19 protein-coding genes, 1 pseudogene and 1 riboswitch are annotated in these 22,631 nt (G+C 39.6%); of the genes and pseudogenes, 7 read left to right on the forward strand and 13 right to left on the reverse strand.

Features of this window, described 5'->3' with window-relative positions:
* The first annotated feature begins 140 nt into the window (after positions 1-140).
* Entirely contained in the window at positions 141-1,046 is a 906-nt protein-coding gene (lpxO, locus tag R2H34_RS13370) for a lipid A hydroxylase LpxO (protein WP_017397444.1), read from the forward strand.
* 51 nt (positions 1,047-1,097) lie between these two features.
* On the opposite strand, the gene R2H34_RS13375 is transcribed toward lpxO, so the two are convergent.
* Both R2H34_RS13375 and secA read right to left on the reverse strand, forming a co-directional pair.
* Positions 1,098-1,517 (reverse strand): hypothetical protein, encoded by a 420-nt coding sequence (locus R2H34_RS13375; protein ID WP_004963991.1) that lies wholly within the window; start codon positions 1,515-1,517, stop codon positions 1,098-1,100.
* Positions 1,518-1,654: 137 nt separating this feature from the next.
* Entirely contained in the window at positions 1,655-4,390 is a 2,736-nt protein-coding gene (gene secA / locus R2H34_RS13380) for a preprotein translocase subunit SecA (protein ID WP_004908854.1), read from the reverse strand.
* 335 nt (positions 4,391-4,725) lie between these two features.
* Between secA and R2H34_RS13385 the strand changes: the two genes are divergently transcribed.
* From R2H34_RS13385 to R2H34_RS13395, 3 genes are all read left to right on the forward strand, one after another.
* A complete protein-coding gene (locus tag R2H34_RS13385; RefSeq protein WP_004963994.1) occupies positions 4,726-5,361 on the forward strand; it encodes a peroxiredoxin in 636 nt (211 codons plus the stop codon).
* Positions 5,362-5,590: 229 nt separating this feature from the next.
* A complete protein-coding gene (locus tag R2H34_RS13390) occupies positions 5,591-6,400 on the forward strand; it encodes an MBL fold metallo-hydrolase (RefSeq protein WP_279675893.1) in 810 nt (269 codons plus the stop codon).
* A gap of 1 nt (position 6,401) precedes the next feature.
* Entirely contained in the window at positions 6,402-6,986 is a 585-nt protein-coding gene (locus tag R2H34_RS13395) for a dual specificity protein phosphatase family protein (RefSeq protein WP_171057530.1), read from the forward strand.
* A 120-nt stretch (positions 6,987-7,106) separates the two neighbouring features.
* On the opposite strand, the gene R2H34_RS13400 is transcribed toward R2H34_RS13395, so the two are convergent.
* From R2H34_RS13400 to trpA, 5 genes are all read right to left on the reverse strand, one after another.
* Positions 7,107-8,045: a DUF6929 family protein gene (locus R2H34_RS13400; RefSeq protein ID WP_004964006.1), complete on the reverse strand. Its 939-nt coding sequence runs from the start codon at positions 8,043-8,045 to the stop codon at positions 7,107-7,109.
* A 75-nt stretch (positions 8,046-8,120) separates the two neighbouring features.
* Entirely contained in the window at positions 8,121-9,077 is a 957-nt protein-coding gene (locus R2H34_RS13405) for an SPOR domain-containing protein (protein WP_004964009.1), read from the reverse strand.
* The gene (gene folC / locus R2H34_RS13410; protein ID WP_004964012.1) at positions 9,068-10,354 is read right to left on the reverse strand and encodes a bifunctional tetrahydrofolate synthase/dihydrofolate synthase; all 1,287 of its coding nucleotides are present in this window, start codon (positions 10,352-10,354) and stop codon (positions 9,068-9,070) included. The genes R2H34_RS13405 and folC overlap by 10 nt, the downstream gene beginning before the upstream one ends.
* Positions 10,351-11,247 carry an acetyl-CoA carboxylase, carboxyltransferase subunit beta gene (accD, locus tag R2H34_RS13415; protein WP_004908863.1) on the reverse strand — a complete coding sequence of 299 codons (897 nt, stop codon included), beginning with the start codon at positions 11,245-11,247 and terminating at the stop codon, positions 10,351-10,353. Before accD ends, folC begins: the two co-directional genes overlap by 4 nt.
* Entirely contained in the window at positions 11,244-12,047 is an 804-nt protein-coding gene (gene trpA / locus R2H34_RS13420; protein ID WP_004908864.1) for a tryptophan synthase subunit alpha, read from the reverse strand. Before trpA ends, accD begins: the two co-directional genes overlap by 4 nt.
* A 275-nt stretch (positions 12,048-12,322) precedes the next feature.
* Between trpA and R2H34_RS13425 the strand changes: the two are divergent.
* A pseudogene (locus tag R2H34_RS13425) lies at positions 12,323-13,540 on the forward strand (Na+/H+ antiporter NhaC family protein); the annotation flags it as partial.
* 6 nt (positions 13,541-13,546) lie between these two features.
* Here R2H34_RS13425 and R2H34_RS13430 read toward each other — a convergent pair.
* On the reverse strand, positions 13,547-14,515 hold the full coding sequence (locus R2H34_RS13430) for an IS30 family transposase (protein ID WP_014538385.1): 969 nt from the start codon (positions 14,513-14,515) through the stop codon (positions 13,547-13,549).
* Positions 14,516-14,790: 275 nt separating this feature from the next.
* Complete coding sequence (locus tag R2H34_RS13435) at positions 14,791-15,813, reverse strand: AraC family transcriptional regulator (RefSeq protein WP_004908866.1); 1,023 nt, start codon at positions 15,811-15,813, stop codon at positions 14,791-14,793.
* Between the two features lie 116 nt (positions 15,814-15,929).
* Here R2H34_RS13435 and R2H34_RS13440 point away from each other — a divergent pair, with 116 nt between their 5' ends.
* The gene (locus tag R2H34_RS13440; RefSeq protein ID WP_087539431.1) at positions 15,930-16,805 is read left to right on the forward strand and encodes a metal-dependent hydrolase; all 876 of its coding nucleotides are present in this window, start codon (positions 15,930-15,932) and stop codon (positions 16,803-16,805) included.
* A 40-nt stretch (positions 16,806-16,845) separates the two neighbouring features.
* On the opposite strand, the gene R2H34_RS13445 is transcribed toward R2H34_RS13440, so the two are convergent.
* Positions 16,846-17,841, reverse strand: coding sequence for a DUF2804 domain-containing protein (locus R2H34_RS13445; RefSeq protein ID WP_087539429.1), 996 nt, complete (start codon positions 17,839-17,841; stop codon positions 16,846-16,848).
* A gap of 214 nt (positions 17,842-18,055) precedes the next feature.
* Here R2H34_RS13445 and R2H34_RS13450 point away from each other — a divergent pair, with 214 nt between their 5' ends.
* The gene (locus R2H34_RS13450) at positions 18,056-19,837 is read left to right on the forward strand and encodes a bifunctional metallophosphatase/5'-nucleotidase (protein ID WP_075696783.1); all 1,782 of its coding nucleotides are present in this window, start codon (positions 18,056-18,058) and stop codon (positions 19,835-19,837) included.
* A 48-nt stretch (positions 19,838-19,885) separates the two neighbouring features.
* Here R2H34_RS13450 and R2H34_RS13455 read toward each other — a convergent pair whose 3' ends face one another.
* From R2H34_RS13455 to R2H34_RS13465, 3 genes are read right to left on the reverse strand one after another with little or no spacing between them, the layout of a single operon-like run.
* A complete protein-coding gene (locus R2H34_RS13455) occupies positions 19,886-20,398 on the reverse strand; it encodes a DUF1543 domain-containing protein (RefSeq protein WP_004683100.1) in 513 nt (170 codons plus the stop codon).
* A 9-nt stretch (positions 20,399-20,407) separates the two neighbouring features.
* Positions 20,408-21,637, reverse strand: coding sequence for a tryptophan synthase subunit beta (gene trpB / locus R2H34_RS13460; RefSeq protein ID WP_004908869.1), 1,230 nt, complete (start codon positions 21,635-21,637; stop codon positions 20,408-20,410).
* Entirely contained in the window at positions 21,621-22,277 is a 657-nt protein-coding gene (locus R2H34_RS13465; RefSeq protein WP_039047065.1) for a phosphoribosylanthranilate isomerase, read from the reverse strand. Before R2H34_RS13465 ends, trpB begins: the two co-directional genes overlap by 17 nt.
* 118 nt (positions 22,278-22,395) lie before the next feature.
* Positions 22,396-22,609: riboswitch (cobalamin riboswitch) on the forward strand.
* The last annotated feature ends 22 nt before the right edge of the window (positions 22,610-22,631 follow it).

Raw genomic sequence — 22,631 nt, forward strand, 5'->3', positions numbered from 1 at the left:
TTGAGTGAACGTCATAAGAGGTTCACTCAAACCATTTGTCGGGCAATTCCACTCACCCTTTTTCAAACGCTACAACATCTCTCCCGCTAATATTTTTTGTGCTAAAATACGCGACTCCCTTTTTTTAGATGATTGTGCTCATGTACGCAGTGATTATCGTTGCCGTATTTTTGGTCAGTTTTTTATATACTTATTATCGTGGCAAAGAACGATTAAAAGCATCTCGACAATTATTCGACCATTCGACATTTCTAGCACCAGTTAATATGTTTATGACTGGTTTCTCCAAATTACCGAACCAACCATTCTTTGATGTGGCGCAGTTTCCTGAGCTCAAACCATTACAGGACAATTGGCAAGTAATCCGTGAAGAAGCAATCCAGCTACAAAATCAAATTAAAGCAGCTGAAAAGAATAACGATGCAGGTTTTAATACCTTCTTCAAACGTGGTTGGAAACGTTTTTATTTAAAATGGTATCAAGCTAGCCATCCATCAGCTCAACAACTTTGCCCTAAGACAGTTGCCTTGTTAGAAAGTATTCCTTCAGTAAAAGCAGCAATGTTTACTGAACTTCCATCTGGAAGTTATTTAGGTAAACATCGTGATCCTTATGCGGGTTCAGTTCGTTATCATTTAGGTTTAGTAACACCAAACAGCGATGACTGTTTTATTGAAGTTGATCAAGAACGCTATAGCTGGCGCGATGGTGAAGCAACTGTTTTTGATGAGACTTTTGTGCATTGGGCTGAAAATAAAACGGATCAGACCCGTATTATTTTATTCTGTGACATCGAGCGTCCAATGAAATGGGGCTGGGCTCAGAAGATCAATCATTGGTTTGGTCGCAATGTTATGTCAGCGGCAAGTTCACCGAATGATGATCAAGATAAAACAGGTTTTATCAATCGAATTTTCAAGTATGGCTATGCCGTACATCATTATGGTCGTGGTTTAAAACAACGTAATCGTAGAGTTTACTATCTTGCAAAATGGCTGATGTTTGCAATCATTATTGGTCTGATTTTATTACCTAGCTTTCTTTAATTAGCTGTAAAAAAAGGAGATGCATCTGCATCTCCTTTTTTGTTGAAACTTTTATTGATTGGTAGCTTGTGGTGCTTGAGCACTTGCTGTTTGAGCAGCGGCTGCATCAGCAGCTTGTACTGCAGCTTCACCGATGAGTGCGATCTTCGCCTTTTCCTGACTCTTTGCAGATAATGCCGGGTTAGCAGCTACGATACGATTGATATTGGCAGAGTTAGCAGGTGCGATAGCCGCTGTTTGCAAAACAATTGGGCGATTCCCTGTATCTCCAAGTATATATCGAATCCCTGTACGAGGGCTGATTACTGTAGTTACTTCACGTTTAACTTGAGCTTCAGCTGTCGTCGCGCCTTTTGCTGCAAGTACTTTGTCTACTGTGGTTGTGGTCGTTGCTTGTGGTGCTTCATTAGCAAAGCCTACACTTGATACCGCAACACTCGCTAAAATTAAAAGTTGTAATGGTTTTTTCATCGTCTTCCCGCGTTTCATGCGAATTCAGTCAAAGTCATTCTATTGAATAATGAAACTATAAAGCACTTAACGACTCAAGTTACTTCTCGTAAAAAAGCAGGGATTAACCCTGCTTTTATATCAAACGGTATCGGAGTTTAGATTTTACCGTGACACTGTTTGTATTTTAATCCCGAACCACAAGGACACGGTGCATTGCGGCTTTCTGGAACTGGGAATGGAGCATTATTCACTGTATATTCAGGCTCTTCAGATGCAGTCACTTCACCCGTTAAACCATCTACATCATCATGTTCAAATGATAAACGCATTGATTCAGCTTGACGTTGTTGTTGTGCTTCAAGCTCAGCCAATTCTTCTGCTGTTGGTACATGAACACGAGATAAATCAGTCACAACGTCTGATTTGATGATACCCAACATGTTCACAAACAAATTAAATGCTTCTTTCTTATATTCCTGCTCTGGATTTTTCTGAGCATAGCCACGCAAGTGGATACCCTGACGTAAATAATCCATCGCAGCTAAATGATCTTTCCAATGGCGATCTAAAGAGTTCAGCATAAAGTGACGCTCTAACATCGCAGCAGATTCATCACCCATTTGCGTACGGCGTTGACGATAACGTGAAATCACTTCATCAGAAATACGTGCAATCAGACCTTCCTCATCCAAGCGGCGATCTTGATCTAACCATTGCTGTACAGGAAGCTCGATACCTAAATCCGTACGTAAAGCGGTTTCTAGACCAGGAATATCCCATTGATCATGGATAGATTCAGGTGGAATGAAGTTCGCGATAACACCTTTCATCACCTCTTTATGCATCTCTTCGATATAATCTTGTAATGTACTTTCTGCCAAAATCTCATCACGTTGTGAGTAAATAATTTTACGTTGTTCATTATTTACATCATCATACTTCAATAAGTTTTTACGAATATCAAAGTTACGTGCTTCAACTTTACGCTGTGCATTTTCAATAGAACGACTCACCATTTTATGTTCAATGGCTTCATTTTCCTGTAAGCCCATTGCACGCATCATGGCAACAACACGATCACCCGCAAAGATACGCATCAAATCATCTTCAAGCGATAAGTAGAAGCGAGAAACACCAGGGTCACCCTGACGACCCGCACGACCACGTAGCTGGTTATCAATACGACGTGATTCATGGCGCTCTGAACCAATAATATGCAAACCACCTGAGTTCAATACATCTTCGTGATCTTTTTCCCACTGCGCTTGTAAACGAGCTTCATCTTCTGGCGTAGGATTTTCAATTTTTGCGAGTTTGGCTTTCCAGTTACCACCAAGCAAAATATCCGTACCACGACCTGCCATGTTTGTTGCAATCGTTACGGCGTTTGGACTACCTGCTTGAGCAATAATGTCCGCCTCACGCTCATGTTGTTTTGCATTGAGGACTTCGTGTTGAATACCTGCTTGTAATAACTTTGCAGATAAAATTTCACTCGCCTCAATCGTTGCAGTACCGATCAAAATCGGCGCAACACCCTGCTTACGAATATTGGTAATTTCTTCGATAATTGCGTTGTATTTACCGTTACGATTTAAATAAATTAAGTCGTTGTGATCCTTACGCACCATCGGACGGTGAGTTGGGATAATAACAACATCTAAACCATAGATTTCTTTCATTTCAGCAGCTTCAGTATCAGCTGTACCTGTCATACCTGAAAGCTTTTTATATAAACGGAAATAGTTCTGGAAAGTTGTGGTTGCCAAAGTTTGGTTTTCAGGCTGAATTTCCATATTTTCTTTGGCTTCAACCGCTTGGTGTAAACCTTCAGACCAACGACGACCAGGCATCGTACGACCCGTACTTTCATCAACAATAATCACTTCTTCTTTTTGAGTCTGAGGATTAATGCCAATAATGTAGTGAACGTTCTTTTGGTATAGATAATGCGCACGAATCGCAGCAGTGACATGGTGAACCAGATTTAGGTTCGCAGCAGAATAAAGACTTTCACCCTCAGCAAGTAATCCCATACGGATTAACTCTTGCTCAACAGTCTCGTAACCAACCTCAGTCATTTCAACTGAGCGTTGTTTCTCATCAACCCAGAAGTGTCCGCCATCAGCCACTTTTTCTTCTTTCTGAGGTTTTAATGTTGGAGGAATGCTATTGATTAACTGATATAAATGCGATGAATCTTCACTTTGACCTGAAATAATCAATGGTGTACGTGCTTCATCAATTAAGATCGAGTCTACTTCATCGATGATCGCATAACTTAAACCACGTTGTTTTTTCTCTTGTAGAGAAAACACCATGTTGTCACGAAGATAATCAAAGCCAAATTCGTTGTTCGTACCGTAAGTAATGTCTGCCAAATAAGCTTGTGCTTTCTCAGCAGGCATTTGCATCGAATAAATCACACCGATGCTTAAACCCAAAAACTCAAATAATGGGCGGTTGAGTTCAGCATCACGTTGTGCAAGATAGTCATTGACGGTGATGACATGCACACCCTGACCACTCAATGCATTGAGGTAACACGCTAAAGTACCCATCAGGGTTTTACCTTCACCTGTACGCATCTCAGCAATTTTGCCTTCGTGCAGTGTGATACCACCAATCAACTGAACATCATAGTGACGCATTCCCATCACGCGTTTTGCGGCTTCACGACAAACTGCAAATGCTTCAGGTAATAATTTATTTAGGCTTTCACCGTTTTTAAATCTTTCTTTGAATTCTTGAGTTTTTGCAGAAAGGTCTGCATCGTTAAGAGCAGATATCGTCGGTTCAAGCGCATTGATTTGTTCAACAATTTTACGCATGCGTTTGAGCTCACGCTCATTTTTAGTACCGAAGATACCTCCGATCAGACTTGCCAACATGAATAAACTCTCTAATCCTGTTTGTTTAAATAGGTAATTTTTTCTTAGCTGTTATTATGGAGTCAGAAATAAGAACTACAAGGGCTTTACATCCAAACAGGTAAAAAAATCTGCGAGGCAATTCTGACCACAAGCAACCAAAGTCAGTTAATGTAGCAAATTTGACTATAAGTTACATCGACTAAAATGTGAATTTCCGATCAATTTTCCAACCAAACTAAACTCTATATCTTTTAAACTCATAAAAACATCAAAAAACAATATTTTTACTTCTAAGCCTTCTGGCGCATATTAATCCAACACACATAAGATTAAAAATGTTCTAAGGACGAAGTATGACATTACGTTTAGGTGATATTGCTCCAAATTTCCAACAAGAATCGAGCGAAGGAAGAATTGATTTTTATGAGTTTCTAGGTAACCACTGGGGGATTCTATTTTCACATCCTGCTGATTTTACACCTGTTTGTACGACAGAACTGGGGTTCACCGCAAAGCTCAAAGATCAATTCACAAAACGAGGCATAAAAGCAATCGCTTTATCTGTGGATGATGTGGAATCACATAAAAGCTGGATTCAGGATATCAATGAAACTCAAAACACAACGGTGAATTTCCCAATTATTGCAGACAAAGATCGTAAAGTTTCAGAGCTATATGATTTTATCCATCCTAATGCCAGTGAAACCCTAACCGTGCGCTCATTGATCATTATTGATCCCAATAAAAAGGTTCGTTTGATTATTACCTATCCTGCATCAACAGGTCGAAACTTTAATGAGGTATTACGTGTAATTGACTCATTACAGTTGACAGATCATCACAAAGTGGCGACCCCAGCAAACTGGCAGCACGGAGAGGATGTTGTTATTGTCCCATCACTCAAAGATGAGGAGGAAATTAAACAACGTTTTCCAAAGGGTTACACTGCTGTAAAACCTTATTTACGTCTCACTCCTCAGCCTGAGTAAGATTGAAGCTAATTCAAGGTTTTGAGCGAAGTGCAAGACTGATGAGATACGTCGTATAGAAATACTCAACGTACCTTACCAAACCACTTATTAAAACAAAATTCTATTTTTCTAACTCCAGCGCCTATCATATCGATAGGCATTTTTTTAAGCTTATAAAATTTCATTTTAGTTTTCTTATTTGATACGTTATAAGAGAAATCTTAAACTTTAATAAAATAAGAATGCTATGATTTATAACATTCATCATTTGCACTGTGGAAGTTTCTGTCCAGTTTGCGCCCCGCTGTTTGGTCAAAAAGGTTGGAAAGCACATCTAGTCTGTCATTGTCTCCTCATTGAAACTGATCGCGGTCTAGTCTTAATTGATACAGGCTTAGGACTTCAAGACTATCTGCATACTGAACAGCGATTAGGGAGTTTACTTAAACAATTTGGCTCAATTGTACCCAACCTAAAACTAACTGCCATTCAGCAGATACAGCGACTTGGTTTTAACCCGAGTGATGTAAAACATATTTTAGTGACCCATCTAGATTTTGATCATGCTGGTGGAATTTCTGATTTTCCAAATGCAACAGTGCATCTCTTAGCGGCGGAGTTTAATGCCACTCAATCACTTACAACCAAAGGCAAACTTCGTTATAAGACTGAACAGTTTAAACAGCATCGCTATTGGAACTTTGCTGAACATAATGATGGCGAGCCATGGTTTAACTTGCAAAAAGTTAAAGGGCTTCCGTTATTTCACGATGAAATTTTAATGATTCCCTTGATTGGGCATACCGCTGGGCACTGTGGAATTGCGATTAAAAAGGCCGATGGCTGGATGTTGTTCTGTGGCGATGCCTATTACACCCATCTTGAGCTAAACCCAAAAAACAAACTCAGAGCTTTAGATTTCACTGAACGGTTATTGGCTGAAGATAACCAACTACGTTTGCAAAACCTTAAACAGTTACAATATCTCGCTCAACATGAACCCAGGATTGAGTTAATTTGTGCCCACGACCCTTATGAATTTAATCGCTATCAATAAAATGAAAAGAATATTTATTACTGTTTTTGTTGTTTCAACATTAAGTCTAAATGGATGTATGACACATCCGAGTATAGAGCAATCTCAACGCCCTCAAAATTGGGGGGCTTTAATCTCGGATACGCATAATTTTTATCAGATCAGTCAGGATGTTTATCGCAGTGAACAACCCAATTCCGAATTAATACCTTTACTAAAAAAATATCAGATTGAAACGGTGATCAATTTAAGAGCTCGAAATGAAGATGCAAAAGTACTCCAAAATCAATCGCTAAATTTAGTACACATACCAATTCAAACATGGGCAATTAATCGCCAAGACTTACTTCAAGCAATGCAGGCTATTCAGATTGCAAAAAATAATAATCAAAAAGTCCTTGTTCATTGTTATCACGGATCAGATCGAACAGGTGCAACCATTGCGATGTATCGTATTATTTTTGAAAATTGGTCAATTGAAAATGCAGTCAAAGAAATGAAACAAGGAGGATATGGCTACCATATCATTTGGAAAAACATTGAAAATCTATTTACCTCAGAAAATGTACAATGGATTCAGCAGCAATTATCCAACCCTTCAAGTTAAAACTTAAACACTCACTTGAGAGGTGGATTTTCTTGGCAAAAAAACCTCTCACTGTTATTGGAATAATTAAGACTCTAGAAATAAATTTTTAAGATTGTAAATTGACCAACAAAACTTAATCTAAGTATCTAGTTTGGTAAAAACCGAATTCTTGAGCAAAACCGTGATCACTTCAGAAAGACCACCATCACTATCGGTGACTAATAAGAAGACCTCTCCATCAGCATTTGACTCAAGCCAAGTTATTCCTTCAACCTTAATGGCTAAAGTGTTTCCCTCAGCATCTTGGATCAAAAAGGAATTTAGGACTTCCCCTTTCGGTGAGAGCACTAAAATATAACTTCCTAACACTGCACCATCATCGTAGGTATTTAAGGTTTGCTCAACGGCTGCGGTTGCAACGATCACGTTCTTATCTGCTAAAAAATAAGCATCTGAAATACCACTTACTGAACCATTAATCTCAGGTAATGTGAGATTAAATGAACGTATAAGAGCATTTTCTAAAGATTTATGTGCTTGAATTTTTTCTAGATCAAATACTAAAACACCATGAAAGTGATTAATGTTGCCACGTTGGAAGATATAAAGATGATGATTATCTGAGCATACTGCTTCTATATTTAAATCTGCTCCGCCTGTGAGTGCAACGCAGTGCTGCAAATAATCATAATCCAACTTATCGAGCAAAGTCTGAACTTGATGATTAGATGGATTATACAACAGAGCTTGCTTTCTCTTTTCAGTCGAACCTGAGCCCATAACCAATAAATGAAGTTGTTCATTAAAAATGATACAACTTAATGCTTCATAATCAGGCTTTTCTGCTTTGCTTAATACGGTGAGAGCTTCTTGCTCAGATGACTCCAATAAAGGGACTTTTTCAAAAGTTGTTGTTGCAGTAATTTTATTTTTTAGGCTAGTTTTTAATAAGTAACGAACATCATCCCCAACGAAATATAAGTAGTCGCCTAAGTAAGCAACGCCAGACAATGCTCCAATTGCTGAGTCTGGCGAAAAACTAAATTTTTCAAGTATCTTTAAATCCGTTTGTTCCATTACTTCATCTCCTATTCGATGAAAAACGCACAATCAGCTCAACTTCAAAGATACTTAGCTTACTTAAACAACTTTTTATCTTTGATCTAGTGGAACCCAGTCAATTACCCAAGCTGATTTCATATTCAGACTTTCATCAGAAGAAATCTTTTTCCGAGTTGCATCAGCAACATCGCGATCTTTGGCAGGTCCAACCATAATACGAATACCTTTCGAGGTAGAACTGGTTGTGACTTTATAGCCTTTAGCACGTAGCTTGGATACGACAGCATCTGCATTTGCTTGGTTTGCAGCCAATGCCACTTGAACCATCCACTTCTTATCGCCATTTTCCATAAGATCGCGTGCTTTTTCAGCCTCAGCTTTCTTTTTGGCGTCTTCTTCAGCTTTACGTTTTTTATCATCAGCCGCTTTTTTGTCAGCTTCAGCTTTTCGCTTGTCTTCTGCTGCCTTTTTATCTGCTTCAGCCTTACGTTTATCTTCTGCTAACTTCTTTTCAGCATCTGACTTAAGTTGATCTTGCTTTTGTTGTTCAGCTTTCTTTTTTTCGTCTAACTTTCGCTTTTCCTCAGCTAGACGCTGAGCTTTTGCTTTGTCATCTTCTGCAAGTTCAGGGGGAATATTATCTGAACTTTCTTGCTCTGAACTACGGCGTGCATTTAAAGCTGCATATTCTTCAGCAGCTTTACGCGCAGCGGCAGCTTCAGCTTCTTGTTGCATTTTCAAAAACTCAGCGGCTCTGGCTTCTTGCTCTGCAACAGCTTTTTCACGAGCGAGGCGCTGCTCTTCAAGTAATCGCTTTTCAGTTTCAACATCCACAGCAAGTGGTTGGAGTGAAACCATTTCACCATCTTGTAAAGGTTGTGCTGTATTTGAGTTTGATTGAGTTTTGGGAATCGGATGAGAGATTGTTGCTTGTGCTTTGTCTTGCTCTATTTCTTCATTGCCCTTGAGAAGTAAGGCTGCCAATAAAACACCTCCTCCAAGTAGAACAACGCCGCCCATCCAACGTTGTTTGTTATTCATTGACATTCTTCTAAATACTCCCAGACCGCTTCTAAAGTATGAAACGAACCACAGACTAAAATCAGTTGATTGTTATTACATTGTTTCAACACGATTTCAAACGCTTGCTGGATACTGCTAAATTCGTGCACCTGTTGACCTGCCAATGCTTCATTTAATTGTTGCATTGGTGCAGCTCGAGGCACATCTAAAGTAGCAATAAACCAATTTTTTACTGTTGTTTTTAGTAAATCAGTTACAGATGCAATATCTTTATCTGCCAACATTGAGAATACAGCCACAACTTCTGTGTACTGTTTATTGTATTTTAAGAATTTTCGCAACTGGTTCAACAAAAATTCGACACCATGAGGGTTATGCCCAGCATCAAAAATGACGGTTTTGTTTTGAATTTGACGAATTTCAAAACGTCCTTGCAATGAAGCATGCTGAATACCTTGAGCAATTGTGGATTGAGAAATAGGCAAACCACTTACTAAGATTGCAGCAACGGCAGTTGAAATATTTTCAATTGCCAAATGTCCTGTCGGCAACTTTAATGTTGTACCTGAAGAAGCAAAACACCATGACAGACCGTCATCATTTAATTGATAAAAATAATCTCGGTTTAATGCGTATAGATTAGCGTTAGATTCAAGCGCTTTATCTTGTATCGCTTTCGGTAAAGGTTGATTACCACCAAAAATCACAGGAATATTCGGACGAATAATTCCAGCTTTTTCAAAAGCGATTTTTTCAATTGTATCGCCCAACCAATCCACATGATCCAAACCAATATTGGTAATCACGGCAATATCAGGATCGATCACATTGACCACATCTAGGCGACCACCGAGTCCTACTTCGAGTACCCATACATCACATTGCTTTTGTTTAAAAATCAAAAAAGCAGCCAGAGTGGTTGCTTCAAAGAAAGATAAACTTAATCCACACTCACGACGTGCTTGATCTACGAGTACGAAAGCATCGATAAGACTTTGATCATCAACCTCTTGCCCCGCTAACTTTACCCGCTCATTAAAACGGTAAATATGCGGCGATTGATAAAGCCCCACGTTATAGCCTTGCGCATTTAAAATCGCAGCAAGCGTTGTTGTAGTTGAGCCTTTGCCATTGGTCCCTGCAACCGTAAAAACTTTTGCATTGGGTTTCATTACTCCAAGCTTTTCAGCAACTGGAATAACGCGTTCCAATCCTAAATCAATGCCCGTAACGTGAACATGGCTCCAATAATCGAGCCATGTTGTTAATGTATCATCAGAATGTGGTGTTTGCTGTGTCAAGGTAAGTTCATCAATTTAGCAACAAGTCTATATACAGTATCACGTAATGCATGACGATGAACAATTTGATCGACCACACCATGATCAAGCAAATATTCAGCACGTTGGAATGGTTCTTCTAACTTTTCACGAACTGTTTGCTCAATTACGCGCTTTCCTGCAAATCCAATCATCGCTTTAGGTTCAGCAATATGTACATCGCCTAACATCGCGAGTGAAGCGGTTACACCACCATAGACAGGATGTGTCAACACAACCAGATACGGAAGACGTGCATCTTTCATTCGCTGAATCGCGGCTGAAGTACGTGCCATTTGCATCAAAGACAACATACCCTCTTGCATACGAGCACCACCCGATGCAGCAAAACAGATTAAAGGTTGACGTAATTCAATTGCTCGTTCAGCCGCTTGGACAAAACGATCACCTACGACTGTCCCCATTGAGCCACCCATGAAGTCAAACTCAAAAGCACAAGCGATTAGGTCTAAACCTTTGAGTGAACCTTGCATCACAACCAGAGCTTCTGTTTCACCTGTTTTATCTTGAGCTTCGCGCATACGCTCAGGATAAGGTTTACTGTCCACAAATTTTAATGGGTCTTTAGCAGCAAACTCTTGTCCCAATTCTGCATTAACTTGATCAAAAAACCAGTTTAAGCGATCACGAGCACGCATACGTAAGTGTTCGTCACACTGAGGACAAACATAAGCATTGAAAGACATTGCTGTACGTGTCACCAATGCATGACACTCTGGGCATTCAATCGTAGGCTCAGTAAAAGTTGCTTTGAATGTCTGCTGCTCAGTAGCAACTTGAATACCAGGGACTTGACGCTCAATCCAAGGCGTTGAAGGGCTAAGAACCTTCCCTGTTGTTAACTCTTGACTCATACTAACTCATCGAGCGCAGCTCGAAGCTCCTTCACTTTATTTACCGTCTCTTGCACAGCATCATCTGCTGGCAATGTCGCAAAAGATTTAACGAAAGCACTACCGACGATCACGGCATCAGCAACTTGACCCATTGCTTTTGCAGATGCAGCATCGCTAATACCAAATCCAACACCAACAGGTACGTTGGTCATGGTTTTGATTTTCGCAATACGAGCTGCAGCTTCTGAGGTATCTAATGTTGCTGCACCTGTCACACCTTTTAATGACACATAGTAAACAAAACCGCTCGCATGATTCACCACATGCTGAATACGCTTATCAGTTGATGTTGGTGCTAATAAGAAAATTTGATCCATCTCATTTTGTTTTAAGACTTCACCAAATTGCTTAGACTCCTCAGGTGGAAGATCCACAAGAAGTACACCATCAACACCACAATCTTTTGCATATGCAACAAATTTTTCATAACCAATCACTTCAACAGGATTCAAATATCCCATTAAAACAACAGGTGTGGTTTGATCTTTTTCACGAAAGGCTTTGACCATATCCAACGCATCTAGTGTATTGGTTCCACCTGCCAATGCACGCTCAGCAGCTAGTGCAATGACTGGACCATCGGCCATCGGATCTGAGAATGGTAAACCTAACTCAATAACGTCGACGCCAGCTTCAACCATTTGGTGAAGTAATGGAACAGTTACCTGTGGATGCGGGTCACCTGCCATAACATAAGAAACAAGCGCTTTACGTTGCTGAGATTTAAGCTGTTCAAAACGAGTGGCAAGACGTGACATAGGATTATGCTTTCCTTGATTTATATAAATTGAGGAGTTGTTTGTAGACATACAAAAACACTGCATTGTAACGCTATTTTTTGCTCATTGAACAGGTTTTGACGTGATTGCAACGTGAATATTGCTACTTACAACAGCCCTGACACATTTATCTATATTTTGGCTGAATTCTCAATGATCAAAGATTCCTAATTTTCAAGAAAACCACCTGCATTTTAGAAATCACCAAAGCTCCTTTATACTAGGCGCAATTTTTAAATATTCTTTTATTTTTTATGTCTGCCTACTCTCAGGAAAAAGTGCAAAGCAATGCGCTTGCTTTGTTACCTTTATTGGTATTTTTGATCATCTTTCTCGGGAGTGGTCTCTATCATTCAATGATTGGGACAGAATTTGCCTTTTATCAAGTAAAAGCGCCAGTCGCAGCAATCCCTGCCATCATTTTAGCTTTACTGCTATATAAACAGAAACTCAACACAGCCATCGAAGAGTTTCTTCAAGGCGCAAGTCATCCGAACCTTATTTTAATGTTCATGGTATTCATGTTGGCTGGAGCTTTTGCAAGTGTATCAAGTGCCATTGGAAGCGTTGATGCCACAGTTCAATTAGGTTTGTCATTGATTTCAGCTGAATTTGTGTTACCCATGCTGTTTATCATTTCAGCTTTTATTGCTACTGCTATGGGTACTTCTATGGGTACCATTGCTGCTTGTGCACCGATTGCTTTTGGTTTTACTCAAGCGACTGACATTTTACCAATTTATGCGATTGGAGCTGTCGTTGGTGGTGCAATGTTTGGTGACAATCTGTCCATGATCTCTGATACAACAATTGCTGCCACAAGAAGTCAAAATGTCGAACTTCGAGATAAATTTAGAGTCAACGTTTGGATTGCTTTACCTGCTGCCATCATGACCTTGATTGCTTATGTGCTACTCAGCCAACAAGCTGAATCAATTCAATCAAAAACTTATGATTTATGGTTAATTTTGCCTTATCTAGCAGTCTTTTTTCTAACATTCAGCCGATTACATGTACTTGCAGTTTTAATGATTGGAGTGGTGCTATCTGGAATCATCGGTCTGATTGAAAAGCCTGAATTTGATTTATTGAAATTAAATTCTTCTATTTATGATGGCTTCGTGGGAATGTTTGAAGTTGCACTACTATCAATGTTACTTGGCGGTCTGTCTGCTTTGATGCAAAAAGAAGGTGGTTTACAGTGGTTAATCGAAAAAATTTATCGTATCACCGGTCTATTTAAATTTGGTCGTCAGCGTGCTGGGGAATTAGGCATTAGTTTTCTTGTGGTCTTCTCCAATTTGTTTGTTGCGAATAATACAGTTGCGATCATTTTATCAGGCGATATGGCTCGTGAAGTGGCTAAAGAATATGGTGTTGATCCGAAACGTAGTGCAGCACTGTTAGATATTTTTTCTTGCGTGATTCAAGGCATTATTCCCTACGGTGCTCAATTGCTTTTGGCTTGCTCGGCGAATTCAAACATGAGGTGCGACAGTTTGAAAAGTCTTATGATAATCAACAAGCTGAGCAAATTTCTCTAATGGTGTAAGCCAATCTAACGCTTTTCTAGGACGAGTATTCAGTGACATGGCAACTTGATTTAAATAATGCTGATCTGCCTGATTTAAATCAATCCCTTTAGGTAAATATTGCCTAATTAAACCATTCATATTTTCGCATGTGCCTTTTTGCCAGGGTGAATGTGGGTCACAGAAATATACATCTATGCCTAAATCTTCTTCAAGTATTTTATGTTCTGCCATCTCGCGTCCACGGTCATAGGTCAACGTTTTACGCAGTTCTGCAGGTAAATATTTCAGAGCTTCAGTTAAAGCCTTGCGCACTGATTCTGCCTTTGCATCAGGTAATGTTGCCAAGATACAGAGCCGTGTATTTCGTTCAATAAGTGTTGCTATCGAACTTTTATTGTCTTTACCTTTAATTAAATCAGCTTCCCAATGACCCGGTATTTTTCTTTCTTGAACTTCGGCTGGGCGCTCATGAATAGTTTTAATATCCTGTAATATAGAATCTTTTTTAGGTTCACCGTTAGCTTTTCGCTTTTTATTTTCATGACGTAGACAGGATAATAAGTCTTTTTTCAACTCACCCTTGGGTAATGCTCGTATCGTTGAATAAATCGTTGTATGGCTTACATTCATTGTTTGATCCAAATCAGGAAATGTCTTTAAACGCTTTGCTATTTGCTGAGGAGACCATAAACAACGGATCGCTTCAACAATAAATTTCCAGAGGATTGAATCGATTTTGAGTTTTCTGTGACCACGTCTACGTCTAGCAAAAGTGTTATCAGAAGCATATCGAGCTTGATAAACGTCATTGATGCTATTTCTTTTAAGCTCACGATAGATCGTACTAGGATGTCTTTTAATAAGTTCAGCAAATTTTCTGGCTGAAAAGCCTTCTTTTCTTGACTCAAGCATTAATGCAGTACGATCTTCAAAGTTAAGATGATGGTATGACAATTTTATATACTCCATAAACCCTTTAAATTAATTAGGTGGTTTATGTCGCACTTCAAGTTTTACTCTGCCCTTTTGGCTTGCTCAATTGCAAAGCTCTCGCCAGTCGAGTTAATTGGACATATTTACTATTGTTGGATTCTTGCCGTATTTGCGATTTTAGCGATCTTGTTTAATTATCCACGATTAAAAACATCTTAAACATTTGCAAAGTCTCTTTAGTTTTGATTTTAAAATTAAAGAGACTTTAAAAACTGTTTCGGTGTCACGCCAGTCCACCGTTTAAAAGCACGTCCAAATGCACTTTGATCTGCATAATTTAGCCGTTCAGCAATTTCAGAAAGGGATTTTCCTTGCTGCAAATACAACTTACTTTGTTCTAAACGATATTGATCTAAAATATCCTGAAAGTTAAGTTGATAAGCTTTTAGTTGACGTTGCAAAGTTCGCTCAGAACAATGCAAACGTTTAGCTACATAGCTTTGCAAGACCTCTTCTTGTTGAGCCAATCCCTGCTCGATATAAGTTTGTATTTTTTGTCTAAATTGTTGTTGCTGTAACTCAGAAGAAGTCACACTATTTAAAGATTGTTGTGCCTGTGTGGATAGCACATGATTAAGCTGTTGATCTCCTGCAATACTTTTCGCTTTTAAAATTTGATTTGAAAATCGAATGGCATATTGCCCTGCTTGCACATGAATAAGACATCCATAAAACTTTTCATAATGATACAACGCCGTATGAGGAAGATAACCAAACTGTATTTTTTGAGGTGGAACAAGTGCATCTTGTACGATGGATTGTGCAATTTTAAAGATCAATGCCAAATTTAGTTCATACATCTCACGATAGTCACTATACGATGCTCCCCAAACTATTTGGATGTACTCGGCAAACTGTTGCACGCTCAATTGTTCCAGATTTGTTTGCTTAAAGACCAAAGAATAATATCGTTGTAAGAGTTGCAATGCTTGTTGTAAGTCTAAACTGGTTGAAGCCAAATATCCCATTAGCCCTAAATCTTGCAAGTTAGCATGTTCAGCCAAAACAAGTGTAATGGGCCGCGAAAAATAACTTTGTGCTGCTTGTAGAAGTACAACATATCGTTCTACATCAAAATCTTGCTCATCAGGATGTTCTAAACAATTTTGAAATGTTATCCATAATTCTTGTTCCACAACTTTAGACAAATCGACTTGCTCTTGTTGAAGAACACGATTAAACAATCGCAAATATCCAATTATAATTTTAACTGACATATGCCAATCTCATCCTGATATGTCGTTATTTGTATAAAACTTGGCTGTAACTGTCAAAACATTTCATCGGACTTTTTCCATACTGAGTGCATGAAAAAGAAAAAGGAAGAGCAAAGATGAATGCACATGTTTCCTATCAAGTTGATCCAATTGTAAGAACAAAACTAGATTTTCACCTTAATGAAGCACCACGCTTCTGGTTTGGTGGTGATCCATTCCGTACTCGTATGTTCGATGCATTGAGTCTGACATTCCCAGATGGGGAGCGCTATTTCATCGAGTCTGTTCGATTGTTTCGTGACAAAATCACAGATCCTGACTTGCAAGCACGTGTGGCTGACTTTATTCGTCAAGAAGCACAACACGGTATTGCCCATGACAAAATGAATGAGGTCATGAAAGAGCAAGGTATGCCTGTTGATCAGTTCACTGATCGTTTGAAGAAAATTTTTAAATTTGAACTCAAATATCGTTCGCCACAGTACAACATTGCGATGACTGCTGCAGCGGAACATTTGACGGCGCTCATGGCAGATACTTTCTACAGTAAAAAGGAAACTCTTGCGGATGCTGATCCCTTTGTTCGAGCGCTATTTGCTTGGCATGCGATCGAGGAAATGGAGCACCGTGATGTTGCCTTTGATGTCATGAAAGAAGTGGGCAATGTATCTGAATTTACCCGACGCTCAGCATTAGTACTCACTACAGTTCTGATGTTTGGTTTTACGATGTATCGTACCGATGTCATGCTGAAAAAAGATGGTTTTAATTTAAAACAACGCCTAGATTTAGCACGTAAAGGTTTACCTTGGTTCTTTGGTCGAAAAGGTATTTTGACTTCTAAACGTGAACAATACAGCGATTGGTTCAAAAAAGACTTTCATCCCAATCAGCATCCGATTATTCGTCAATATGATGTTTGGATCGATACCTTAGCAAAAACTAACGATCCGATTGCTGCGGGCGAAGCCTTTTGGCAGGCTGGATTATAAACCATAAAAAAACCTCCCTTTACGGGAGGTTTTTTAGAACTTACCACTTCGCGTAATGCTGCTCTAATAAACCATATTGTTCATTTAGAACAACAGGTTCAACCGCTTCCAAATCAATCGTCCCTGTTACTTTCGCTTGCCATTGATTGAACTGACTGCCAATCAAACGCAAATTAATATTTTCAAAACGACACCACCCTGTTTCAACAAGTAGGTTAAGACGTTGATCTAAAGAACGAATTGACCATGTTGTTTCGTTTTGCTGTTCAAATAAAACATCATTGAGCGGATAGAGACGACCATTGACCCACAAAGCATTTTCATTGCCAAAACTTTCGTTCACACCTGACGCTAGATTTAAACCGATCCGTCGCTCTTGTTGATCTCTAAATTGACACGACAACCAAAACCAAGCAGTTTCTGGGCGAAGAAAACCACAAGTATCATCTAAAGCTGCTAGGCTTTGTTCATTAAAGTCGATGCGTTGCTGATCAGGACTAATAAAAAAACCTTCAACAGCTAAGGTGGTTTGCTTCTGTGTATACGTCCATCCATTAATACCTGTCGGTGAACACATACTCAAAGCATCAGTTCCTGCACAAAAAATCCGTGCTTTCAACTGTGTTTCGCCATATTTTGTCACTTGAATATAACGCACACCATTCGCATGTTGCATATCAAATTGGTAGGCAGACTTTTTAAAAAAACTTTGACTAAACAAAGGCTGTTCGTCTAGTTGTGTTTTTAAAGCCAAAGGCTGTATCGCATTCCACTCAATGACTTTTTGCGCAAGATGATCATACACATAATAAAAAGCATGCCCTGCCCATGACAAATCAACAATCGCAATCCCGATGCTATAATGCTCATGATGTAATCCACAGAATTTAAACTTCTTATATTTAAGCTGTTTTCGCCAACCTTTTAATACCTGACCATAAGGGGTTTTATAAATATAGTCATCTAAATTAATACGTGATGGAACGTGTTCGAATCGTCCATAACGAGGTTGACCATTTGTTTGTATCAAATCCATTGTCGATTTCCATGATTGCGTCATTGCATCTATTGCCGTCATAAAGTTCAAGCTCTATGATTTCTTAAGCATTATCTCGAACCATCAAAATTACTCAAATAAGTTCAGACTAATGCGAGTGAGCAGCAAGATGTATTTTAGCTTAATATTTCATCAAATATTCATACTCAAGTTTTATTTTAAAAAACAATCTTATACCACTCGATCAAAAAACATGACTCTACATCCATTATTAAAAGTCAACGCGTTGGGATTCATAGTATTAGCACTGACAGCATGTAACGACAACGATGATCAAAATAGTTCTGCAACCCAACCAGAACGACAAAATCAAAGTATTAATATTTTAGCTTTCAATGATTTTCACGGTAATTTGGAACCACCAAAACGTTTTATTGAGGCTGAAGACCCCACTGACACGAATAAATCGGTACGAATTCCTGTAGGTGGTGTCAGTTATTTTGCAGATGCAATCAATAAACTCCGTGCTCAATATCCTAACAATGCCGTAGTATCTGCGGGTGATTTAATTAGTGCCTCACCACTTACCTCATCCCTATTCTTGGATGAACCGACCATTGAAACCATGAATGAAATCAAAATTGATTTTAACGCGGTTGGTAATCATGAATTTGATCGTGGAACTGATGAATTACGTCGTTTGCAAAATGGTGGTTGTCAGCAATATACCACCACTAAACCTTGTCAAATTAACAAAGATTTCGCTGGTGCAAAATTTAACTTTTTAGCAGCAAATGTCTCTTTGAAAGCTGATCCCAAAAGAACACTATTTCCTGCATATAAAATTAAGCGCTATGGCAATATCCCTGTTGCGTTTATTGGTTTGACCTTAGAAGCAACACCAACAATTGTCTCAGCGGCAGGTATCAAAGATGTTGATTTTCATGATGAAGCAGAGACTGTCAATTCACTTATACCTGAGTTAAAAAAGCAAGGGGTTGAAGCAATTGTTGTAGTGGTACATGAAGGTGTAGCGCCAAGTACTAAATTTAATGCGAAAACCTGCGCCGGATTAAGTGGACCTTTGACTGGAATATTAGATCGTTTAGATACTGCGGTTGATGTCGTGGTTTCAGGACACACCCACCAGTCTTATATCTGTGACTATTCAACCTTAAACCCACAAAAACCATTTCTATTGACCTCAGCAGGACAATACGGAACAGCAATTACCAACATTAAACTTGAGCTCGATGGTAAAACTGGGGATGTCATCAAGAAAGATGCTCAACAAGTACCAATTCAAAGCGAAGCATATACGTCTGGAACGACTACGGTTAACTTGACTAACTTATATGAAAAATTTAACAAGACACCAAGTATCGAAGCGATTCTGGATAAATATCGTCAAGCTGTAACTACAATTTCTGCACGTATCGTAGGCACTGCGACCACAGTCATTAATCGAAATGCAGCTGAAAGTGGTGAAACCGCTTTAGGTAATTTAATTGCAGATGCCCAACAGGCAGCAGCTTTAACTGCAAGCAATCAAGGCTCTGATTTCACATTAATGAATCCAGGTGGGGTCCGTGCTGACCTTCAAACCAACAGTAATAATCAAATCACTTTTGGAGATGTATTTGCAGTACAACCTTTTGGTAATTCGATTGTCACTTTAAGTCTGACAGGCCAACAAATCCGTGAACTTTTAGAACAACAATGGTCTGGGGCAAATGCTGATCGACCGCGCATATTACAGCCGTCTAAAGAGCTGAGTTATGCTTATAAAAAAGATGCAACTGCTGTCCCACGTGCGACTCAAATTATGATTTCTGGGCAGGCTTTAATGGATAGCAAATCTTATCGAGTCACCGTAAATAGTTTTATTGCAGATGGTGGCGATAACTTTACTGTACTCACAAAAGGAACCAATCGTGTAGGTGGTGGACAAGACGTTGATGCATTAGAAAAATACATCAACCAAAATTCACCTGTTCAAGCACCTGAAACCAACCGTATTAAAGTTATTCAGTAGTTCACATAAAAAATGGGGAAGCTTTCGCCTCCCCATTTTTTATGATATTTAATCAATTGGAAGATAAGTATTTTGCCAAGTTATCGGCTTAAACAGACCTTTCACTAAATGCACATAACGCCCTGCAACATGATCGATTGGGATACAATCATCCACCTCAATAACACGGTCAGTATGTGGTTTACCCCACTCTGGTGGAATCAACTGCTTCGCAATCTGTTTAGCATGAGTAGTATTTGTAGCAACCACCAAGTGATAACGATGTAACTCGCCAAATTGATTTGCTGAATATCCGCCGAGATTGATCAAATATAACTTTTGCTCGTCTACTGCTGGGGCAGCAAGCGCGAAGTGAATTTGATAATCTACACCTTGCGTCTGAACTCCAGAAAACTGAGCCCAAGCGTCAATATGTAAACCCTTCAACTCACCAAACCAAGCTTGTTTCAGTTGAGGAATGATCTCCTGCACATCATCACCGATTGCCATAACCACATCATGGACTTCGGTAATGGCTTTAGCATGTCGACCACCCAACATGACCATAAACAAACTTGGCATGAGGTTGACTTACATTTCAACCATTTCGACGCCATCAATACGGGCTACCGTCATTAAATCTTTATCACCACGACCTGAAACAGTCGCAATGATGATTTGATCTTTTGACATTGTTGGTGCCAGTTTAGTGACATACGCCATCGCATGTGAACTTTCCAAAGCAGGAATAATTCCTTCAATTTTGGTGAGATCACGGAAACCTTGCAGAGCTTCATCATCCTTAATCGGAACATATTCAACGCGTTTCATATCTTTCAAGAAACTGTGTTCTGGTCCAACACCAGGATAATCCAAACCTGCGGAAATACTGTGTGTTTCAATGATCTGACCTTGTGCATCAGACATGAGGTAAGTACGGTTACCATGCAATACACCAACATGACCTGCATTCAATGGAGCAGAATGTTTACCTGTTTCAATACCGTAACCAGCAGCTTCAACGCCATACATTTTGACATCTTGATCATTCAGAAATGGATAGAACAAGCCCATCGCATTTGAACCACCACCGACACAAGCAACTAATGCGTCAGGAAGACGACCCGCTTGCTCAAGGATTTGGCGACGCGCTTCGCGTCCAATAATCGACTGGAAATCACGTACAAGTTGTGGATATGGGTGTGGCCCTGCAACTGTACCAATTACGTAATATGTCGTATCGACATTAGTTACCCAATCACGCATCGCTTCATTTAATGCATCTTTTAAGGTTTTTGATCCGCTTTGCACTGGTACAACTTTTGCGCCAAGCAAACGCATGCGATATACATTCATCGCTTGACGCTTTACGTCTTCAGCACCCATGTACACCACGCACTCCATACCCAAGCGAGCAGCGATTGTTGCGGTTGCTACACCATGTTGACCAGCACCTGTTTCAGCAATGATTCGTTTTTTGCCCGAAAGTTTTGCCAATAATGCCTGACCAATCGTGTTATTTACTTTGTGAGAGCCAGTATGATTAAGGTCTTCACGTTTTAAGTAAATTTGCGCACCACCGAGGTGCTGAGACCATCGCTCAGCATGATAAAGAGGACTAGGACGACCAACATAGTACGCAAGATCACGATCAAACTCAGCCAAAAACGTTTCATCATTTTTCATACGATTATAAAGATTTTCTAAATCTTCAAGCGCAGCCATCAGCGTTTCTGACACAAAACGTCCACCATGAATACCGAAATGCCCTTGAGCATCTGGAAACTGGGTGTAGTCAATCACATTATTTTGCTGATCCACGTTGGACTCCTTGCATAAATTTTTCAATGAGTTGTTGGTCTTTTATACCTTTTGCGGACTCTACGCCTCCGCTCACATCTACAGCAAAAGCAGCCGTAGTGTGTATAGCTTCACTCACATTTTCAGGGGTTAGACCGCCTGCCAAAATCAGTGGGATATCAAGTTGAGGAAATTGATTCCAATCGAAACAATGCCCCGTCCCACCTTTTAACTGAGGATGCCATGCATCTAAAAGTACTGCACTGGCTCCCGCAGCTTCATAACGTTGAATTTCAGTCACAACATCTAAATCAGGCTTAACTTGAATCGCTTTGTACCAACGGCGCTTACATTGCGCAGCAATTTGTTGGCATTGCTCAGGGGTTTCATCGCCATGTAGTTGTAATACATCTAAAGGAACTGAATCAAGCACCGTTTGGATTTCTTGTGCACTTGCATTGACAAATAAACCCACCAATTGCACATAGGGAGGAACGAGATTCGCAAGTTCCTGTGCATTTTTAATAGTGACATGCCTTGGACTCGGAGGGAAAAAAACCAAACCAATTGCATCTGCGCCAGCACTTACTGCGGCTTGAATATCTTGTGCACGTGTGATGCCACAAATCTTGGCGCGAGTTCGGCTTTGAATTTGGCGCATAATAAGTCCAATTTTAGCATTAAAATTTGATTGCACCGCATTGTAATCCAATTTAACCAGCTTGGGGCAAAGTTCAGTCTGAAATGCGATTGTTTAAAAAACGTGAACACTTTATACTGCGCTCAATCTCGCAACAAGTCTAAAGCAAAATCTTTTGCTTATAGGGAAGTTGGTGCAAATCCAACACTGCCCTCGCAACGGTAACACCGAATTATTAATCTCAGCTCTAAGCCAAATCACTGCATCAGAATGATGTGGGAAGATGATTAATAGCATCACGATTGTGATGATATAGTGAAGTCCGGAGACCTGCTTGTTGTTTACTTCCACGTTAACATTCACGACGGGTGAATG

The organism is Acinetobacter sp. 16 (assembly GCF_033439925.1).
Lineage (GTDB): Bacteria > Pseudomonadota > Gammaproteobacteria > Pseudomonadales > Moraxellaceae > Acinetobacter > Acinetobacter junii.

Bases quoted from the DNA above. Each gene is read 5' to 3' on its own strand.
- trpA (WP_004908864.1), bottom strand. From the start codon at position 12,047: ATGTCACGTCTTGCCACTCGTTTTGAACAGCTTAAATCTCAGCAACGT.
- R2H34_RS13395 (WP_171057530.1), top strand. From the start codon at position 6,402: ATGAAAAGAATATTTATTACTGTTTTTGTTGTTTCAACATTAAGTCTA.
- R2H34_RS13405 (WP_004964009.1), bottom strand. From the start codon at position 9,077: ATGTCAATGAATAACAAACAACGTTGGATGGGCGGCGTTGTTCTACTT.
- R2H34_RS13385 (WP_004963994.1), top strand. From the start codon at position 4,726: ATGACATTACGTTTAGGTGATATTGCTCCAAATTTCCAACAAGAATCG.
- lpxO (WP_017397444.1), top strand. From the start codon at position 141: ATGTACGCAGTGATTATCGTTGCCGTATTTTTGGTCAGTTTTTTATAT.
- R2H34_RS13390 (WP_279675893.1), top strand. From the start codon at position 5,591: ATGATTTATAACATTCATCATTTGCACTGTGGAAGTTTCTGTCCAGTT.
- accD (WP_004908863.1), bottom strand. From the start codon at position 11,247: ATGAGTCAAGAGTTAACAACAGGGAAGGTTCTTAGCCCTTCAACGCCT.
- R2H34_RS13445 (WP_087539429.1), bottom strand. From the start codon at position 17,841: ATGGATTTGATACAAACAAATGGTCAACCTCGTTATGGACGATTCGAA.
- R2H34_RS13430 (WP_014538385.1), bottom strand. From the start codon at position 14,515: ATGCTTGAGTCAAGAAAAGAAGGCTTTTCAGCCAGAAAATTTGCTGAA.
- R2H34_RS13435 (WP_004908866.1), bottom strand. From the start codon at position 15,813: ATGTCAGTTAAAATTATAATTGGATATTTGCGATTGTTTAATCGTGTT.
- R2H34_RS13465 (WP_039047065.1), bottom strand. From the start codon at position 22,277: ATGCGCCAAATTCAAAGCCGAACTCGCGCCAAGATTTGTGGCATCACA.
- R2H34_RS13400 (WP_004964006.1), bottom strand. From the start codon at position 8,045: ATGGAACAAACGGATTTAAAGATACTTGAAAAATTTAGTTTTTCGCCA.
- R2H34_RS13375 (WP_004963991.1), bottom strand. From the start codon at position 1,517: ATGAAAAAACCATTACAACTTTTAATTTTAGCGAGTGTTGCGGTATCA.
- R2H34_RS13455 (WP_004683100.1), bottom strand. From the start codon at position 20,398: ATGCCAAGTTTGTTTATGGTCATGTTGGGTGGTCGACATGCTAAAGCC.
- secA (WP_004908854.1), bottom strand. From the start codon at position 4,390: ATGTTGGCAAGTCTGATCGGAGGTATCTTCGGTACTAAAAATGAGCGT.
- R2H34_RS13450 (WP_075696783.1), top strand. From the start codon at position 18,056: ATGACTCTACATCCATTATTAAAAGTCAACGCGTTGGGATTCATAGTA.
- R2H34_RS13440 (WP_087539431.1), top strand. From the start codon at position 15,930: ATGAATGCACATGTTTCCTATCAAGTTGATCCAATTGTAAGAACAAAA.